This is a genomic window from Aquilutibacter rugosus, from assembly GCF_036541335.1.
GTDB classification, from domain to species: Bacteria; Pseudomonadota; Gammaproteobacteria; order Xanthomonadales; family Xanthomonadaceae; genus Aquilutibacter; species Aquilutibacter rugosus.
On record NZ_JAZHBO010000002.1, the window covers coordinates 646,008 to 663,639 of the forward strand.

16 protein-coding genes are annotated in these 17,632 nt (G+C 60.2%); 10 read left to right on the forward strand and 6 right to left on the reverse strand.

Annotated elements, in window-relative coordinates; genetic code table 11:
* Positions 1 to 89: 89 nt before the first annotated feature.
* The 5 genes from V3390_RS08320 to efpL are packed head-to-tail and all read left to right on the forward strand — an operon-like array spanning position 90 to position 5,141.
* Positions 90 to 872 carry an enoyl-CoA hydratase-related protein gene (locus V3390_RS08320; RefSeq protein ID WP_331704073.1) on the forward strand — a complete coding sequence of 261 codons (783 nt, stop codon included), beginning with the start codon at positions 90 to 92 and terminating at the stop codon, positions 870 to 872.
* Complete coding sequence (locus V3390_RS08325) at positions 872 to 2,860, forward strand: acetyl/propionyl/methylcrotonyl-CoA carboxylase subunit alpha (RefSeq protein WP_331704074.1); 1,989 nt, start codon at positions 872 to 874, stop codon at positions 2,858 to 2,860. The genes V3390_RS08320 and V3390_RS08325 overlap by 1 nt, the downstream gene beginning before the upstream one ends.
* A complete protein-coding gene (locus tag V3390_RS08330) occupies positions 2,857 to 3,765 on the forward strand; it encodes a hydroxymethylglutaryl-CoA lyase (protein WP_331704075.1) in 909 nt (302 codons plus the stop codon). Before V3390_RS08325 ends, V3390_RS08330 begins: the two co-directional genes overlap by 4 nt.
* Before the next feature lie 18 nt (positions 3,766 to 3,783).
* The gene (locus V3390_RS08335) at positions 3,784 to 4,554 is read left to right on the forward strand and encodes an SDR family NAD(P)-dependent oxidoreductase (RefSeq protein ID WP_331704076.1); all 771 of its coding nucleotides are present in this window, start codon (positions 3,784 to 3,786) and stop codon (positions 4,552 to 4,554) included.
* 20 nt (positions 4,555 to 4,574) lie between these two features.
* Positions 4,575 to 5,141, forward strand: coding sequence for an elongation factor P-like protein EfpL (gene efpL / locus V3390_RS08340; protein WP_331688844.1), 567 nt, complete (start codon positions 4,575 to 4,577; stop codon positions 5,139 to 5,141).
* A gap of 52 nt (positions 5,142 to 5,193) precedes the next feature.
* On the opposite strand, the gene V3390_RS08345 is transcribed toward efpL, so the two are convergent.
* Positions 5,194 to 5,772 (reverse strand): NUDIX hydrolase, encoded by a 579-nt coding sequence (locus tag V3390_RS08345; RefSeq protein ID WP_331704077.1) that lies wholly within the window; start codon positions 5,770 to 5,772, stop codon positions 5,194 to 5,196.
* Between the two features lie 117 nt (positions 5,773 to 5,889).
* Here V3390_RS08345 and V3390_RS08350 point away from each other — a divergent pair, with 117 nt between their 5' ends.
* The 4 genes from V3390_RS08350 (at position 5,890) to mtnC (ending at position 9,417) form a co-directional block, all read left to right on the forward strand.
* Positions 5,890 to 7,443: an amino acid permease gene (locus V3390_RS08350; RefSeq protein WP_331704078.1), complete on the forward strand. Its 1,554-nt coding sequence runs from the start codon at positions 5,890 to 5,892 to the stop codon at positions 7,441 to 7,443.
* A gap of 89 nt (positions 7,444 to 7,532) precedes the next feature.
* Positions 7,533 to 8,177, forward strand: a complete 645-nt coding sequence (locus tag V3390_RS08355) for a methylthioribulose 1-phosphate dehydratase (RefSeq protein WP_331688847.1) — start codon at positions 7,533 to 7,535, stop codon at positions 8,175 to 8,177.
* Entirely contained in the window at positions 8,174 to 8,731 is a 558-nt protein-coding gene (locus V3390_RS08360; protein ID WP_331688848.1) for a 1,2-dihydroxy-3-keto-5-methylthiopentene dioxygenase, read from the forward strand. Before V3390_RS08355 ends, V3390_RS08360 begins: the two co-directional genes overlap by 4 nt.
* Positions 8,728 to 9,417: an acireductone synthase gene (mtnC, locus tag V3390_RS08365; protein WP_331704079.1), complete on the forward strand. Its 690-nt coding sequence runs from the start codon at positions 8,728 to 8,730 to the stop codon at positions 9,415 to 9,417. The genes V3390_RS08360 and mtnC overlap by 4 nt, the downstream gene beginning before the upstream one ends.
* An 18-nt stretch (positions 9,418 to 9,435) precedes the next feature.
* Here mtnC and V3390_RS08370 read toward each other — a convergent pair whose 3' ends face one another.
* Both V3390_RS08370 and hisS read right to left on the reverse strand, forming a co-directional pair.
* Complete coding sequence (locus tag V3390_RS08370; RefSeq protein ID WP_331704080.1) at positions 9,436 to 11,331, reverse strand: HAL/PAL/TAL family ammonia-lyase; 1,896 nt, start codon at positions 11,329 to 11,331, stop codon at positions 9,436 to 9,438.
* The gene (gene hisS / locus V3390_RS08375) at positions 11,328 to 12,686 is read right to left on the reverse strand and encodes a histidine--tRNA ligase (RefSeq protein ID WP_331688851.1); all 1,359 of its coding nucleotides are present in this window, start codon (positions 12,684 to 12,686) and stop codon (positions 11,328 to 11,330) included. The genes V3390_RS08370 and hisS overlap by 4 nt, the downstream gene beginning before the upstream one ends.
* A 95-nt stretch (positions 12,687 to 12,781) precedes the next feature.
* Here hisS and V3390_RS08380 point away from each other — a divergent pair, with 95 nt between their 5' ends.
* Positions 12,782 to 14,035, forward strand: coding sequence for an esterase-like activity of phytase family protein (locus tag V3390_RS08380; RefSeq protein WP_331704081.1), 1,254 nt, complete (start codon positions 12,782 to 12,784; stop codon positions 14,033 to 14,035).
* Here V3390_RS08380 and V3390_RS08385 read toward each other — a convergent pair.
* The 3 genes from V3390_RS08385 to V3390_RS08395 are packed head-to-tail and all read right to left on the reverse strand — an operon-like array spanning position 14,006 to position 17,627.
* Positions 14,006 to 15,316, reverse strand: coding sequence for an argininosuccinate lyase (locus V3390_RS08385; protein WP_331704082.1), 1,311 nt, complete (start codon positions 15,314 to 15,316; stop codon positions 14,006 to 14,008). The genes V3390_RS08380 and V3390_RS08385 overlap by 30 nt on opposite strands.
* Positions 15,313 to 16,266 carry an N-acetyl-gamma-glutamyl-phosphate reductase gene (gene argC, locus V3390_RS08390; protein WP_331704083.1) on the reverse strand — a complete coding sequence of 318 codons (954 nt, stop codon included), beginning with the start codon at positions 16,264 to 16,266 and terminating at the stop codon, positions 15,313 to 15,315. Before argC ends, V3390_RS08385 begins: the two co-directional genes overlap by 4 nt.
* Positions 16,263 to 17,627 (reverse strand): acetylglutamate kinase, encoded by a 1,365-nt coding sequence (locus tag V3390_RS08395; protein ID WP_331704340.1) that lies wholly within the window; start codon positions 17,625 to 17,627, stop codon positions 16,263 to 16,265. Before V3390_RS08395 ends, argC begins: the two co-directional genes overlap by 4 nt.
* Positions 17,628 to 17,632 lie beyond the last annotated feature (5 nt).

The following is a 17,632-nucleotide window of genomic DNA, read 5'->3' on the forward strand; positions in this document are numbered from 1 at the left end:
CTGCAAATGGGAATGAATCTCAATAGTACCATTAATCCCTCCGGCAGCTTGTTAGAATGGGCGTTTGACCTGCCCGGATGCGTTTGCCGATGTCCCAAGCCCTTCTGATTGAATCCGGCAACGGCGTTTTACGTCTGCGCATGAACCGGCCGGCCGTTCACAATGCCTTCGACGATGCCTTGATTGCCGAGCTGACGGCCGCCTTGCAGGCTGCAGCCATGGGACCGGAGCGCGTGGTCGTACTCGAAAGCGAGGGCGCCTCGTTCTCGGCCGGCGCGGATTTGAATTGGATGCGCAGCCTGATCGGCGCCGATGAGCAGACCAATGTGGCAGATGCCTCGCGTCTGGCGTTGCTGATGCGAACCCTCAATGAGCTGCCCAAGCCGACTATCGCCAAGGTCCAAGGGGCTGCATTTGGCGGCGGCGTCGGGCTGATTGCCTGTTGCGATATGGCCATCGGCGCCTCGACTGCACTGTTTGCACTCAGCGAAGCCAAACTCGGTTTGTTGCCTGCTGTCATTTCGCCGTATGTGATTGAGGCCATCGGCGCCCGTCAGGCGCGTCGTTACTTTGCAAGCGCGGAACGCTTTGATGCCGGCAAGGCGCTGCAGATGGGCTTGCTGCACGACGTCGTAGCGCCCGAAGAACTGGATGCAACCGTCGAGGTGCTGATCAAGACTTTACTTTCAGCCGGCCCGGTTGCCAGTGGCAGCGCCAAGCAACTGATTCGCGACGTGCTCGCCGCCGAAGACACCACCACGCAAGATGCACTGACGGCGGCGCGGATTGCAGCGCTTCGCGTCTCCCCTGAAGGTCAGGAGGGCTTAACGGCCTTCCTTGAAAAACGCAAACCGACCTGGATGTCCTTTTGATGTTGACCAAGATTCTGATCGCCAATCGCGGCGAAATCGCCTGCCGCATCATTCGCACCGCTAAGCGTCTGGGCATTCGAACGGTGGCGGTGTACTCCACAGCCGACGCCATGGCGCAGCATGTGCTGCAAGCCGACGAAGCCTATCCGATCGGCGGTGATGCGCCGTCCGAATCGTATCTGCGTGGCGATGTAATTCTGGATGTCGCATTGCGTAGCGGCGCGCAGGCGATTCACCCGGGTTATGGCTTTCTGTCGGAGAACGCCGACTTTGCCGAGGCCGTGCAGCAGGCCGGTCTGACGTTCATCGGTCCGCGCGCCGAATCGATGCGCAAGATGGGCTCCAAAGCCGGCGCTAAGGATCTGATGCAGGCCGCCGGCGTGCCGGTCGTGCCCGGTTACACCGGTCCCAATCAGGATCCTGAGTTCCTGCAGACCCAGGCCGATGCCATCGGTTATCCGCTGATGATTAAGGCGGCCCACGGCGGTGGTGGCAAAGGTATGCGTATTGTCCGCGCGGCCGCTGAGTTTGCCGCCGCGCTGGAGAGTTGCCGTCGCGAAGCGCTCAATGCGTTTGGCCGCGACCGCGTCCTGCTGGAACGATTTATTGAATCGCCGCGCCATATCGAGATGCAGATTTTCGGCGACACGCATGGCAATGTCGTGCATCTGTTCGAACGCGAATGCAGCGCGCAGCGTCGCTATCAGAAAGTGCTCGAAGAGTCGCCCTCGCCGTTCCTGACCCCGGCCTTGCGCCAGGCCATGGGCGAAGCGGCCGTGATGGCCGGCCAAGCCATCGACTACGTCAACGCCGGCACAGTCGAGTTTATTGTCGGTACCGATGGCGGGTTCTATTTCATGGAGATCAACACACGCCTGCAGGTAGAGCATCCGGTCACCGAAATGGTGCTGGGCCAAGACCTGGTCGAATGGCAACTCCGTGTTGCCGCCGGCGAGCCGCTGCCGCCAATTCCTGCCAAGCAGACGGGGCATGCCATCGAAGTGCGCCTGTACGCCGAAGATCCGTCCGCGAACTTCCTGCCGTCCTCGGGTACCTTGAACGTGCTGCGTCTGCCCTCTCCGAGCCGTCATGTCCGTATTGACAGCGGTGTGGTTCAAGGCGATCGCGTCACGATTTACTACGACCCGATGATCGCCAAGCTCATCGTCTGGGATACCGATCGTCCTGCCGCACTGCAACGCCTGCGCGAGGCCTTGGCCCAGTGCGAAATCGTCGGACCCAAGTCGAACATTGAGTTTCTTGAGCGACTGGTGGGACATCCTTCGGTGGTTAACGCCACGATTGATACCTCGTATCTCGATCGCCACCTGACCGAGGTGCTGCCCGCAGCGGCCAGCGCACCGACTGCGGTCCGCACAGCGGCGGCCTTATGGTCCGCGTTCGCAACAAATACTGCAGCGGCCTCGGCGAACTCGCCATGGGATGCCGGCGACGGTTGGCGTACCGCTGCACCTTCCGTGCGCATTGGACTGTTTCAGGATCCGCACGACGCCGCACCAATGACCTTGCAGGTTACCGGAACACGCACCGCGGCTGCCGTTGCTTTGGACGGCCGTTCTGTAGCGGTCAGCAACGTGCGCGTCGATGCCGACAGCATCAGCTGGGTCGAAGACGATCGTCGCCATCAATACCGCATCCTCGCGTCGTCACCGCAGCTGGTTCTGCACGATGGCGAGACCCGCTTCGCGCTGCAACCGCTGTCACGTTGGCAATCCGACACCGATGCTGCCGGTTCTGCCGGTGACCGCATTACGGCGCCGATGCCGGGCCGTGTCGTGGTGTGTTCAGTGCACGAAGGCGATACGGTTCTCGCCGGCACCGAAGTCATGGTGATCGAAGCCATGAAGATGGAACTCAGCCTCAAGGCGCCGCGCGATGGCGTGATCGCTTCGATCCACGCGCAAGCCGGCCAATTCGTAGAAGCCGATACGGTGCTGGTCAGTCTGCAAACAGGAGATGCCGCATGAGTGATTACGTTCGCCTCGTCGAGATGTCCGCGCGTGATGGGCTGCAGAACGAATCGGCGCCCATCAACACTGCCGACAAAATCGAGCTGATCAATCGCCTCTCGGAAACAGGACTGCCTTCGATCGAAGCAACCGCGTTCGTGAGCCCGAAATGGGTTCCGCAAATGGCCGATGCCACCGAAGTCCTGACCGGCATCCGCCGCAAGCCCGGCGTCGACTACCCGGTCCTTACACCCAATCTGCAGGGCTATCAGCGCGCGATCGAAGCCGGCGCTCGCGAAGTGGCTGTGTTTACCGCCGCATCGGAAGGGTTCTCGCTGAAAAATACCAATGCCAGCATTGCGCAGACATTGGAGCGCTTCGCCCCCATCATGGAAGCCGCACGCGCTGACAACGTCAAGGTTCGCGGTTATGTTTCAACCGTGCTGGGCTGTCCGATTCAAGGCGAGGTTGCCGTGAGTGAAGTGGTGCGCGTCGCCACCGCGATGCATGAACTCGGCTGTTACGAAATTTCGCTGGGCGACACCATCGGTGTCGGCACACCGGCCAAAGCGCGCGCAATGCTGCGTGCGGTTGCACAGCAAGTACCGGTCGAGCGCCTCGCTCTGCATTTCCACGACACCTATGGTCAGGCCCTGGCCAATATCCTGGTCTGCCTTGAAGAAGGTGCTCGCGTGATCGACGCCTCAGCGGCCGGTACCGGCGGCTGTCCTTACGCCAAGGGCGCCACCGGCAACGTCGCCACCGAAGACGTGATCTATTTCCTGCATGGCCAAGGCCTGCGCACCGGTGTGGATCTGGATGCCCTGACCGACGTCGGGCATTGGCTGTCTGAACGCTTAGGCCGCGCTTCGCAAAGCCGTGCCGGACGCGCCCTCTACGTCAAACGTCATTCCTCTAATTAGTCACTCGGAGTTTTATCAATGCAACTATCAAACGCACGGGCCGTCATCACCGGCGGCGTCAGCGGACTGGGTCTGGCTGTTGCGCAATACCTGGTCGCTAACGGCGGCAAGGTCGCACTGTTTGACGTCAATGCCGACAAAGGTGCGAGCGCAGTAGCCGAATTGGGCGAAGGCAATGCCCGCTTCTGGTCCACTGACGTCACCGACGAGGCCGCAGTCGTTGCCAATGTCAACGAAGCCAAGGAGTTTCTCGGCGGTCTGAACGTCGTCATGAACTGCGCCGGCATTCTCGGTGCAGGTCGTGTACTGGGCAAGGAAGGCGCGATGCCTTTGGCCAATTTCCGCAATACCGTGTTGGTGAACCTGGTCGGCAGCTTCAACGTCGCCAAGGCCGGCGCCGCACTGATGCAAACCAACGAGACCGGCACCGACGGCGAACGCGGCGTCATTATCAATACCGCCTCGGTCGCAGCGTACGAAGGCCAGATCGGTCAGGCCGCCTATTCCGCATCGAAAGGTGGCGTGGTCGGCATGACATTGCCGATGGCGCGTGAACTGTCGCGTTTCGGCATCCGTGTCATGACCATTGCACCGGGCGTGTTCTGGACACCGATGGTGGACAGCATGCCGCCGCAAGTGCAGGAATCGCTGGCGGCTACGATCCCCTTCCCGTCGCGTCTGGGCAAGCCGGAAGATTTTGCCGCCCTAGTCGGCACGATTCTCACCAACACCTACCTCAACGGCGAAACCATCCGTCTCGATGGCGCCACCCGTCTCACCGCTAAATAAGTCCAACGGAACACTCTCCAATGAAAGCCTACGACATGAAGAAAGGCACGGTTGTCGAACACAACGGCCAGGCCTACCAGATTCGCGATATCGAACGCAGCTCGCCGCAGGGCCGTGGCGGTAACGTGAACTACCGCTTCACCATGTACTCCGTGCCCGGAGGTACCAAGATCGATCTTTCGCTCAAGGCCGAAGATGAACTGCGTGAAGTCGAGCTGCAGCGCCGACTGGCCACCTTCTCGTATATGGACGGCGATGAGTTCGTGTTCTTGGATGACGAGGACTACACGTCGTACAGCTTGAAGCCCGAGTCCGTGGGTGACAACGCGCCGTACGTGCTGCCCGATCTGCAGGGCTATTACGTGCAGATTATCGACGACCAACCGGTTGGCGTGCAGGTGCCGCAGAACATCACGGTCGAAGTTACCGAAACCCCGCCGGAACTCAAGGGCGGTACGGCTACCAAGCGTCCTAAACCCGCCACACTGAGCAACGGCATGGAAATCATGGTGCCGGAATATATTGCCGGCGGCGAGCGCATCATCATCAATACGACCACGGGCGAATTTGCCGGCCGCGCCGACTAATCTCCCCCGCGGTTCCGCACTCTGAAAAAGCACTGCATTTGCAGTGCTTTTTTTACATCCACCGATCGCGAAGGCCAAGCCATCGCTGTGCCATCCGCAGCATTGATGCATCGCCGCTGCGGTCCGCGGCCAGCTCGGTGATGTCGCACCAGGCCAGATCGAGGGATTCCTCGGACACGGTGGGTGTCAGCGAGCCCATCGCCACGATGACGTAACGCACGTCGAAATGATCGTGCTCAGGTTCGGCGCCGCGTGCGGGAATGGTGTGCCGGTCCACATCAAAGATGCCGGGCAGCACCTGCAGATCCGACAGGCCGGATTCCTCTTCGGCCTCCTTCAGTGCCGCCAAGGCCAAATCGGATTCGCCGTCGGCATGGCCACCGAGCTGCAGCCAGCGGTCCAGTTTGCGGTGATGGGTCAGCAGCACGCGCTCACCCTTAGGCTCCACTAGCCAGCACGAAGCGGTGAAATGCCCTGACAGTCGCTCCCGTACAAACGGATTGAGCGGATCGCGCAGCAAGGCCGTGAATTCTTCGATCGCATCACGTTGCTGCGGAAAAGAATCGGCAAAGGCATGCAGCTCTGCCGTTAGGCGGCTGGTCTCGGTGACGTGCGATTGCGTATGGATCATGGGGTGGCGGTGCGGCGCTTGTATTTACGGAGAGTTAACGATAAGGTCAGGAACAGGCTATTGCTACACGTCGGTCCCTGACCGGCACCCTTCCATTTTAGACTCGGAGCCGATTACATGCTCTTTCAGCGCGTCAAACCGCTCGACCAGATTCTGGCCACTGCCGAAAAGAAATCCTTAAAACGACAACTCGGTGCATTCCAGCTCACCATGCTGGGAATCGGGGCGATCATCGGCACCGGCATCTTTGTTCTGACTGCCGAGGCCGGCCAAAAAGCCGGTCCGGGCATGATGTACGCCTTTGTTATCGCCGCCGTGGTTTGCGCCCTGGCGGCGTTGTGCTATTCAGAGCTGGCTTCAATGATCCCGGTCTCGGGTTCGGCCTATACCTACTCCTACGGTGTGATGGGCGAAACCATCGCCTGGATTGTGGGTTGGGCTCTCGTCCTTGAATACGCGGTGGCTGCAGGTGCGGTTTCAGTGGGCTGGTCAGGCTACGTCAACGGCTTGCTCAAGAGCACGGGCGTCGGGTTACCGCAGTTCCTGCAGACAGGACCGTTCGATGGCGGCGGCTTCAACCTGCTCGCCTTCTTGGTCGCTCTGGTTGTCACCTGTCTGCTGGTCCTTGGTACTTCCAAGTCGGCCAAGGTCAATGCCGTCATGGTGTGCATCAAGGTCGCTGCCCTGATCGCCTTCATCGTCGTGGCCCTGCCCGCAGTGAACAAGGTCAATTTCGAGGACTTCACCCCGACCGGCTGGGGCTCGCCCATGGGTGGTATCGGCGTTCTGGGTGCTGCCGCTTCAATCTTCTTTGCATACGTTGGCTTTGATGCGGTTTCAACTGCCGCCGAAGAAACCAAGAACCCCAACCGCAATATCCCGATCGGTCTGATCGGCTCGCTGCTGGTTTGTACGGTGTTCTATCTGCTGGTCAGCTATGGTGCTGTGGGTGCCATCGGTGCCAAGCCGCTCATGGATTCCGCCGGCAACGCATTGGCTACCGGCAGCCAGGCCCTGGCCGCCGCGTGCGCATCACCTGCACACATCAACGACCTGGTCTGCTCCAAGGAGCCGCTGGCACACGTCATCCGCGAACTGAAGTTCCCGTGGTTGGCCGGCGCCATCGGTATGGCCGCCTCGCTGGCCCTGCCTTCGGTCATTCTGATGATGATCTACGGTCAGACCCGCATCTTCTTCACCATGTCGCGCGACGGCCTGCTGCCCGAAGCCTTCTCCCGCGTCCATCCCAAGTTCCACACGCCGCACGTCATTACGCTGATCACCGGTGTGTTCGTGTCGCTGTTTGCGGCGCTGTTCCCGGTCGGCATCCTGGCCGACATTTCCAATGCCGGCACGCTGTTCGCCTTTATCGCCGTGTCTGTCGGTGTGATGGTGCTGCGAATCAAGGATCCGGGTCGCAAGCGCAGCTTCCGCGCCCCGCTGATCTGGCTGGTGGGTCCGCTGGCCGTGGCCGGCTGTCTGCTGCTGTTCGCTAACCTGTCGGGCAAGACCCTGATGGTCTTTGTGGTCTGGGCACTGATCGGCCTGGTGTTCTACTTTGCCTACGGTTATCGCAAGAGCCACATGAACCCGGCCAATGCGCACATGCTGGAACCGATTCCTGCGGCAATGCCTGCAGAACCTAAGTTCCACGAGGGTCCGCAGGCCTAACTGCGACTCAGCTGCACCCGAGAACGGCGTCCTGAGTGACGCCGTTTCTTTTAGTTATTCCTAACTTCGGATTCGTTACACTAGTGCCCATGACTGACCAACTTCCTTACGATTACAAGCGGTTCTCGCACTCTGCCGGCGAGATCATCGTTAATGTTCGCGAGCTGTCCGATCTGGGCTGGACTCCCGCAACCAGCTCCAACTTTTCCGAACGAATTGATGCGAACCACATCGCCATTACGGTTAGTGGCCGCAACAAGGGCCGCCTCACCGAAAACGAAATCATGGTGATTGATCTCGACGGGAATCCCGTCGAAACCGATGCCGACAAGAAGTCCTCTGCCGAGACGCTTTTGCACACTATGCTCTACCGTCGCTTCGACGACGTGCAATGCGTGCTGCACACCCACTCCGTGAATCAGACGGTGGCCTCGCGCTTTTTTGCTGCTCAAGGATATGTGCGTCTCGAGGGCTATGAACTGCTTAAGGCCTTTGCCGGTCAAGCCACGCACGAAACGATGATCGATGTACCGGTCTTCCCCAATACACAGGACATGACGTCGCTTGCCGCACAGGTCAATGCACAGCTCGATAAGGGTCCGATGTGGGGCTACCTGATCGATGGCCACGGTCTGTACGCGTGGGGCCGCTCCATGAATGAGGCACGCCGCCATCTCGAGGCCTTTGAAACCCTGCTCACCTGCGAGCTCGAAATGAGGAAGCTGCAAAAATGAGCCGACTGCGTATTTTTGACGAGGGCCAACCGGACCAGCCGATCCTGAACACGGCCGACGCGGCATCCATAGCCGCCGAACTCGATCGCATTGGCGTGCGCTTCGAACAGTGGCAACCGCGCGCGGACGTGCAGCCGGGCGCCTCGCAGGAGGAGATCTTTGCCGCGTTCCGCGAGGACATTGATCGCGTGGTAGCAGAGCACGGCTTCACCACGGTCGATGTCGCCTCCATTGCCCCCGACAATCCGAACCGCGAAGCCGCCCGCGCAAAATTCCTTGACGAGCACTTCCATATCGAGGACGAGGTCCGACTGTTTGTGGCAGGCGCCGGTCAGTTCACGCTGCATGTCGAAGGCCGCGTCTACGAGGTACTGTGCACCAAGGGCGATTACATCGCCGTGCCGGATCGTACCCTGCACTGGTTCGATATGGGCCCCGAGCCGGCCTTCGTAGCGATTCGTTTCTTTAAGGATCCCGAGGGCTGGGTCGGTCATTTCACCGGCACCGACTGGGCCGCTAGGTTCCCGCGTTACGAGCCCGAGTCTGCGGCGTGACCCAGGTCATTCTTACCGATATCGAAGGCACGACCAGTAGTATTACGTTCGTAAAGGACGTGCTGTTTCCCTATGCACACCAGGCGATGGATCCGTTTATCCGCGCCAATGCGCAGGATCCGCAGGTGCGCGAGCGTCTCGATGCCGTGGCGCTGGAATCAGGCGTCCCTGCCGACGACCTGACCGGTCTGATCGAGGTGCTGCGCCGCTGGATTGATGAAGACCGCAAGCAAGGCGATCTGAAAGCGATACAGGGCCGCATCTGGGAGTCCGGCTATCGCAACGGCGATTTCACAGCACCCGTTTACGACGATGCCTTAGAGATGCTGCGCCAATGGCACGCTGAAGGCGTTGCACTGTATGTGTATTCTTCAGGATCGGTGCCCGCGCAGAAGCTGCTGTTTGGCCATACCCAGGCCGGTGACCTGCAGCCCCTGTTCTCGGGTTGGTTTGACACCGATGTCGGCGGCAAGCGCGAGGTCAGTTCATACCAGGTCATCACCTCGGCCATTGATGTGCCTGCCAATGAAATCCTGTTCCTGTCGGACATCGTGGCAGAACTCGATGCAGCCCGTGAGGCCGGTCTCGATACCGTTCTGCTGGATCGGCCGCAGGACTACCCGACGCCGCGGACCGGTGAGCAATGTAACGGTCATCGCCGCGTCACGGCGTTTACTGAAATCTGATGAGTTGAAACCGGCGGCCTAAGGGCCGCCGGTCACTTGTGCCTTTACTGCTGCGAGCACTTTACCCTCGCGCTCCATGCGGACTGCGGCCTGCACATCGCCATCGAGTGCGCGATCGCGATGCAGGAATGCAATCTCCTGCCGCACTGCACTCAATGCGGCTTGCACGGCAGGCGCCGGTGCTACGGTACGCAGTTGTGCCAGCTCGTCGCGCAGTGCATCGACCTCTTCCAGGAACTTGGACCAACTGTCACTGCCGGGCAGCGGCTTGCGTCGGAACTTGGTGGCGAAGCCTTCGGCATCCACAGTGCGAGCCAGCTCGCACGCCGATTCGATCATGGTCCGGCGCCAGTCCAGAGCTTGCGCGGCCGTCATCATTTCCAGACCCAGAACCTTACCCAAGTCCTCGGCCATGGAGAGCACATGACGGCCTTCGTTGGCACCCATAGAGACGTGGTCTTCGGCATTGGCGCTGGTCGGCACCGAATACACCGAGGCCGGATGCGCACGCGTCGCCAGATCGTTGACGATGGCCGCGGCGGTGTACTGCACGATCATGTAGCCGGATTCAGTCGCATCCTCATTGCCGCACAGGAAGGCCGGCAAGCCATCGTTCGTGGCAGGATCGACCAGCTTGTTCAAGCGGCGCTCTGATATCGAAGCGAGCACCGGAATCGCCGCCTTGAGGTAGCTCAGCGCCAGCGCCAACGGCATGCCATGGAAATGGCCGGCGGAGATCACCTTGTCTTCAACGTGCGGTTTGTCCGCATCGGGGAAGATAATCGGATTGTCGGTCAGCGAGTTCAGTTCAATGTCAAACACGCGTGCCGCCTGTGCGAGCGCATCGCGGAAGGCGCCGTGCACTTGCGGAGTGCAGCGCAAGGAGTAACTGTCCTGCGGCTGGTGCTTTTTGCCGCCAAGGAACGGCTTAAAGCGCGTATAGAACTTTTCACGACCGTGGCGCTGATCGGTCGGAATCCACCACCAGCTGATGTCAAACGTGGACTTAGCCAACTCCGCCGTGGGCCAGCTATCGGGCGCCCAACCTGCAAACGTCGGCACGCGGTGATACGGAATGTCGACCAATTCACTACCGGCCAGCAGTTGGCGCAGATGTGCAGCGGCCTCGACTTGGCCCGGATGCGGGCGCAGTGCGTGAACCTCCTCGGCAAAGGCGCCGGTGCGGCCGGCAAAGGCTTCGATGGTCATGGCTGCAGCGATGTCGGCCGTATCGGCAATGTCCTGCAGGCGCTGCAGAGCGAGTACACCGGTTGCCAGCATCTGCGCAGTGCCGTTGTTGAGGGCCAGGCCTTCCTTGTAGCTCAGACGGACAGGTTGCAGGCCGCGACGCTTCAAGGCCTCGGCCCCGTTCACTCGCTCGCCATCGACGAAGGCTTCACCGCCGCCGAGCAGCACAATCGCGAGGTGCGACAACGGTGCCAAATCACCGCTGGCACCGACCGAGCCCAATTGCGGGATCACCGGCACGACATCGGCATTGAGCAGGTCGACCAGCGACTGCAGCGTGGAGACGCGAATACCGGAGTGACCGCGCAGCAAAGTATTGATGCGGATGGCCATCATGGCGCGCACAACGTCGGACGCAAACGGCTCGCCCACGCAAACGGCATGCGTCACGATCAGATTGTTCTGCAGCTCCTCGTGCAGTTTCAGTCCTGCCATATCGCGGTCGGCTCGAACCGGATGGGCACCCAGCAGACGATTGGCATTGCTGCCAAAGCCGGTGGTCACGCCGTAGATGGGCTCTTGCAGCGCAACTTGCTCTGCAATAAAGTCCGCGGCTTTCTGGACCGCATCCCATTGTGCAGATGCCACCTCGACGCGCGCGCCACGGGCAATGGCAACGAGGGATTCACGGGTTAGCGAATGGCCATCGAGCGTAATCGTGCTCATGCTTGCACCGCCGTCTGAAGATACGTCACCAATTGCGATTCCTGCACTTGTGTCTGTTCCTGTGTCTGAAGGTCTTTTAGGGTCACGGTGCCGTCAGCGCGCTCTTCGTCACCGACGACGGCGACAAAGCGAATGCCCGCCTTATCCGCATATTTAAACTGTTTTGCCAGCTTGCCGAACTCAAACACCGTCTCGGTGTTGATGCCCGCATCGCGCAGGATCGAAGCCAGTCGCAGGTTGTAGGCGGCCGATTCGGGGCGCTCGTCCATTAACGCCAGTAGCACCTGTGTACTCGAGCCGGAGGGAGGCAGCAAGCCGGCTTCGCGTAGCTGATAGAACAAGCGAGTCAGACCTATCGAGATACCGACACCCGGCAATTTGGACTTGGTGTAATAGCCGGCCAGATCCTCGTAACGACCGCCGGAGCAGATCGATCCGATGCCGGGATGATCATCGAGCAAGGTCTCGTACACGGTGCCGGTGTAGTAATCCAGACCGCGAGCGATCGAGAAATTGAGTGCGTAATCGGACTCCGGCACACCCAGCATATTCAACTGCTCGATCACCAGCTTGAGTTCGGCAATGCCTTCGTCGAGTTCGGCATCTTGGCCCTGTAGCGATTGCAGTTGCTGCAGAGCCTGCTCACGCGAGGTCGAACGGAAGCCGACAAAGTCCATGATGGTCTGCACGGTAGTCGCCGGCAGCCCGAAGGACTCGCCGGTCAAGGTCGCCATCACGGCCTCAGCGCCGCGTTTGTCCAACTTATCGATCTCGCGCAGGATCAGGGCCTGCTGTTCCGAATCCGACAGATTCAGAGAATTGAAAAAGCCGCGCAGCAGCTTGCGGTTGTTCAACTGAATCGTAAAGGAACCGATCTCCAGTGCTTTAAACACCGCGTGGATTACTGCGGGCAACTCGGCATCGTAACGAACGCTCAGCTGATCCTTGCCGATGATGTCAATGTCGCACTGATAGAACTCGCGGAAGCGACCGCGCTGTTGGCGCTCACCGCGGTATACGCGCTGCATCTGATAACGGCGGAACGGAAATGCCAGTTCGCGTTCGTGCTCGGCCACGTATCGAGCCAGGGGCACGGTCAGATCAAACCGAAGTGCCAGTTCGGGAGTCTTGCCTTCGGCCAAAGCGCCCGTGGATTGCACAAAGTACACCTGCCGCTCGGTCTCGCCGCCGCTCTTGGTCAGCAGCGTGTCGGTGAGTTCAAAAACCGGCGTTTCGATCGGTGCAAAGCCAAAGCGTTCAAACGTACTGCGAATGCGGTCGAGCAGGCGCTGAAACGTCATTTGCTCGGCGGGCAGCAGTTCCATCACACCGGCAGGAGTACGAGGCTTGATCAAGTTCAGGTCCCGGAAATTGGAATAGATGCCCATTCTAAAGGCCCTAGCCATTTTTTTCCTGTTCTACAATCGGATTGGATTACCGGAGTCACGTAATGTCCCGATTTACTCTGCTTTTGCTGCTGCTTTCTCCTTTCATGGCATCCGCTGCCGAGCCGGTACAAGGCAAGCTGGTGGGGCTAGCGCTGCTCAACCGCAATGCGACCCTGAGTCTGCCGACCGACGTACCGCAGGAATTCCGGTTCAGCGGCAAATACACCAGCGGAGCACGCACAGAGCGCATTCACTCGGTCGAAGGCAAGTCCAAGGGCCGACGTACCGGTGCCTTCGTCCCGCTTCCGGGGCAGCCGCTGCAGGGCATCAGCGATGCGCAATGGATGGCGGACGGTACGGTATGGACCATCACCGATAACGGCTTTGGCGCCAAGACCAATTCGCGCGACGCGATGTTGTCGCTGACTCGACTGCGACCGAATTTTGCCAGAGGAAACGTGGCACGCGTGGAGACACTGTATCTGCGCGATCCGGATCGTGTCCTGCCCCTAGAGCACGCTGTGCAATCAAAAGAAGGATGGCTCAGTGGAGCCGATTTGGATCCCGAATCATTCCGCTTTGCCGGTGACCGTCTGTGGATTGGCGATGAGTTTGGTCCGTATGTGCTGGAGTTCACTACCGATGGCCGAGCCATTGCCGCCCACCCCGCCGTGCATGACGGTCAACGGATCTGCGCACCCGACACTACCGCGAGCGACTGCGCGATTGTCATCGGACGCTCCAAGGGCTTTGAAGGTCTGGCAGTGAGCCGCGGCGGTCACACCTTGTACGCCATGCTTGAGGCGCCGCTGCCCGGCGACCACAATCTCACGATTCTGGAATTCGATCTGCGGCAACGACGCTGGACCGGTCGTCACTGGTCGTACACGCCGCTGCGCAAAGGCAGTGCCGTGGGTGCATTGACCTGGAGCGCCGATCACGAGTTACTGCTAATCGAACGCGACGATGGCGAAGGCCTGCTCGTGCCGCCCTGCCCGCCGGAGGCGCCGGATGCTGTCTGCTTTCGCGATCCCGCCCTGCACAAACAGCTAGTGCGCGTGCGCCTGACCGCTCAGGGGCGCGCCGAACCTCTGCGCACCATGGATCTGCTCCACGTCAGCAACCCACGACGCCTCGGCGGCTTAGGCACCGAATATGCCATGCCGTTCTGGACCATCGAGACCGTGACACGCGTCGGCCGCAGCCAAGTGCTGATCGCCAATGACAACAACTTCCCGTTCTCGGCCAGTCGCCATCCGAACCGGCAGGACGACACCGAATTCGCGTTAATCGAGGCGCGCGAGCTGTTCCGCTAAGTTGTCCAGTCGGGCTTGCAACGTTTCCAGCTGCAGGTTCCCTGCACCACCCGGCGATACGCGCGCACTCAAACTCGCTTCGGGAGTACGACCCGACCAAGTCGAAGGATCAGCAGCCGCCTTATACGCATCGCGGAAGGGAGTACCTGCGGCGGCCATCTCCATGGCCACGTCCGTGGCGTACAGGCCGTCGTCGAGCACTTCGACCATTCGCTCGCCATTCCACTCGAGATTACGCAACAGATCGGGCACCAGGGCCAGGGCACCGAGTCCGCGACCAAAGCCATGACTGATGGAGCCCTTTGTGAACTGCAGATCGCGGTGGTAGCCGCTGGGCAAACTGACGGTCTGTTCAATCTCGACTCGTGCCGCGGCAACCGCCGCATAGCTGGCACGCATCAGTTCAATCACGTCGGGATTGCGTTTATTGGGCATCAGTGACGAACCGGTGGTGTACTGCGCCGGCAGCTTAACGTAACCGTATTCGTGGCTGGCAAACAGACTCAGATCCCAGGCCAGACGCCGCAAATCAAGAACCGATGCACCCAGTGCATCGAGTGCCGCCAGTTCAAACTTACCGCGCGAGAGCTGCGCATACGTGGCAATCAGTTGCGTACGATTAAAGCCTAAACGCTCACTGGCTGCATCGCGATCAAAACGCACATTGACGCCATAACCCGATGCCGATCCCAGCGGATTGCTGTTGATCCACTGCAACGTGTCGAGAGCGCGCTGCGTGTTATCAATGAAGCCCTCAGCCCAGGCGCCCCACCACATGCCCAGCGACGAGACCATCGCCCGCTGCAGATGGGTGAAGCCGGCAATCGGCTGCATCGCCTCGGATTCGGCACGGCGCAGGGCCACCTCGGCAATCTCAATGGCAATACGGGCGGTCTGCTGCAACCGATCGCGCAACCACAATCGGCTAGCGACCAGCACCTGATCATTACGACTGCGGCCGGTGTGAATCTTGCGTCCGGTATCGCCCAGACGCTCGGTCAAATACGACTCGATGGCGGAGTGCATGTCCTCATAGCGCGCATCGAGAATAAATTCCCCGGCGACGAACGCCGCGTCCAGATCCGTCAACGCCGCGTCAATGTCAGCCAGCTCGTGATCCGTCAGAATGCCAAGCTCCTGCAGCGATTGCGCCTGCGACTTGCTGGCACGGATGTCATAGCGCATCAGCTCGCGATCCAGCAACACATCGTCGCCGGCCAGAAAGGTCTGAATTTCAGCATCGACACTAACGCCGGGTTTTTGCCAAAGCAGTGCGGTCATTTTGTAGTCCTTTCAAAGCGCGGGATGCCGGTGAGTTCCTCGTGGCCCAGCGCCAAATTGATGTTTTGCATGGCTTGCGTAGCGGCACCCTTCAGCAGGTTGTCCAAGGTGGAGTGGATCACCACCCGACGGCCATTTTCGCTCACGACAATGCCACCGATGCGCGCACCGTGGGCGCCGGCGATATCACGCACCCACGGCGCCGTCTCGGTCAGCTCAAGTAGCGGCTCATCGGCGTAGGCCGCGGTCAACAGCTCGTGAACCTGTGCGGCCGTGCGTGGTGCATTGAGATGCGCGTTCACCGTCATGGTGATTCCGCTGAAAAATTCGGCGACATTCGGCATGAACTCGATGGCAGTACCCAACTGTCGCGACACTTCGCGCTCGTGCACATGGCCGATCGAGGCGTATGGCATCAGGTTGTCATGCAACAGTTCAAGGTTGTTCTTATCCGATGGCGTCGTACCTGCCCCCGAGTAACCCGACACCCCAAAGCACTGCGGCGGAAAGCTCGCGTCTAACCAGCCCGCCCGTGCCAGCGGCACCAATGCCAGTTGCATGGCGGTGGCATAGCAGCCCGGGTTGCTGATCAGGCGCGCGCCACGCAAAGCCTCGCGATGATGCTCCGGCAATCCGTATACCCATCGCTCATCGAAGCGATGATCAGCCGACAGATCAACAATGACCGCGATCGGTTGCGCCGCGGAAAACGCTTCGGCGTACATTGCAGCCTTGCCGTTGGGAACGGCGAGAAGCACCGCATCCACCGGGATCGCCGCAAGCGCCTGCGGATCGTGATCCACGTAGCGCAGGTCAAAGCCGTCCACCGATTGACCCAGACGCTCACGCGAGCTGATGAAGGCCAGCTCCAGCTGCGGATGGGCCGCAATCAGTTTCAGTAACTCCGCACCGGTGTAACCGCGTGCGCCGACTAGACCGACTCGTTTCATGCCGCACCCGTGACCGGTATCGGATCTTCGAGATTGGGGCGACGCTCGGCCGCGTCACGAACACAGGCCTCGATCTGCGAGAACTCGCCCAGACCGCACCAGAACACGCGCCAGATGCCGTGCACCATGCTGCCGTCCGACACAGAGTTGTAGAACGCATTGATCGGATTGGACGCACGGGAACGCCAATAGACCTGCGGGAACTGTTCATCCATGACGTTCCAAACCGCGCGACCCAGGCCTTCGCCCTGCGCATCGTCGGTCACGGCAAACTTATCGAGATAGGTAATGCCATCGACACCCTGAGTCAGGATGATGGCAGCCCGGTAGCTCTCGGACACATAGGCACGAGCCAGTGGTGTGCGCTCAAAGTAATCGCTAGCCAGACGCCGTTCGAAGGCCGATTCAATCAGCTGACGCATGCGCGGCAAATCGAGATCTTCCCAACGGTCGAACGACAGCACGCGTTCACCGCGGCGCACCAGGGTGCCCGAACCGGTATGCGTGAACAGTTCCTTGGCCAACTCCGACGGCTTGGTAATGGAGACCGACGTGGACAACGGCAACTCCATCAGCAGATCGTGGATCTGCGTTATTTTCAGACGCATCCCTCCATTGATCCACTCGGCCTGCATCAGGTCATCGTATTCGGTGGTCAAATTGATGGAGTCGATGATGTCGCCGTCGGTATCGAGCAAGCCGCCGGTGCCGGTCAGGAACACGACCTTATAAGGCTGTAGGCGCTTTACCAGTTCGTTGGCTGCCACGTCGGCATTGATATTGACGATCTGACCGGTGCCGGTCTCACCCAGCGAAGCGATCACCGGGATCGAACCGGCATGTAGCGCCGCCTCAATCGGTGCGGTCTCAATCGAGCACACATCGCCGACCATGCCGAGGCGCTCGGCATCCATCAGCACGGACTCAAATACGCCGCTGACGATCGATGTCGCGCGCGTATCGGCCGCTTGCAATGCCTCGACCAGACGTAAGTTCTGCGTCTGCAGTACCCGGCGCACCACCTTAAGGACCTCGGGTGGTGTCACACGCAAGCCATCAACGGTTTGTTTTTCAATACCGGCCTCCTGCAGCGCGGCATCGAGCTGCGGTCCGGCGCCGTGGACCACAATGGGGGTCAGGCCCACATCCTGCAGAAACGAGAGCGATGAGGTCAGCGCCTCGAGCTCATCGCGAATAACCGCACCACCGACTTTAACGACGGCGAAGCGTTTCGCATCCAGCTGCGAGAAGCGCTTGAGATACTGTGAAATCTCTTTGGCGCCGCCCATGGTGGACAGCAACCGGACAATAGTCTGGCGCGTCTGCAGCTCTTGCTGATCGTTGTGACGCTGCGTGTGAATTCCGT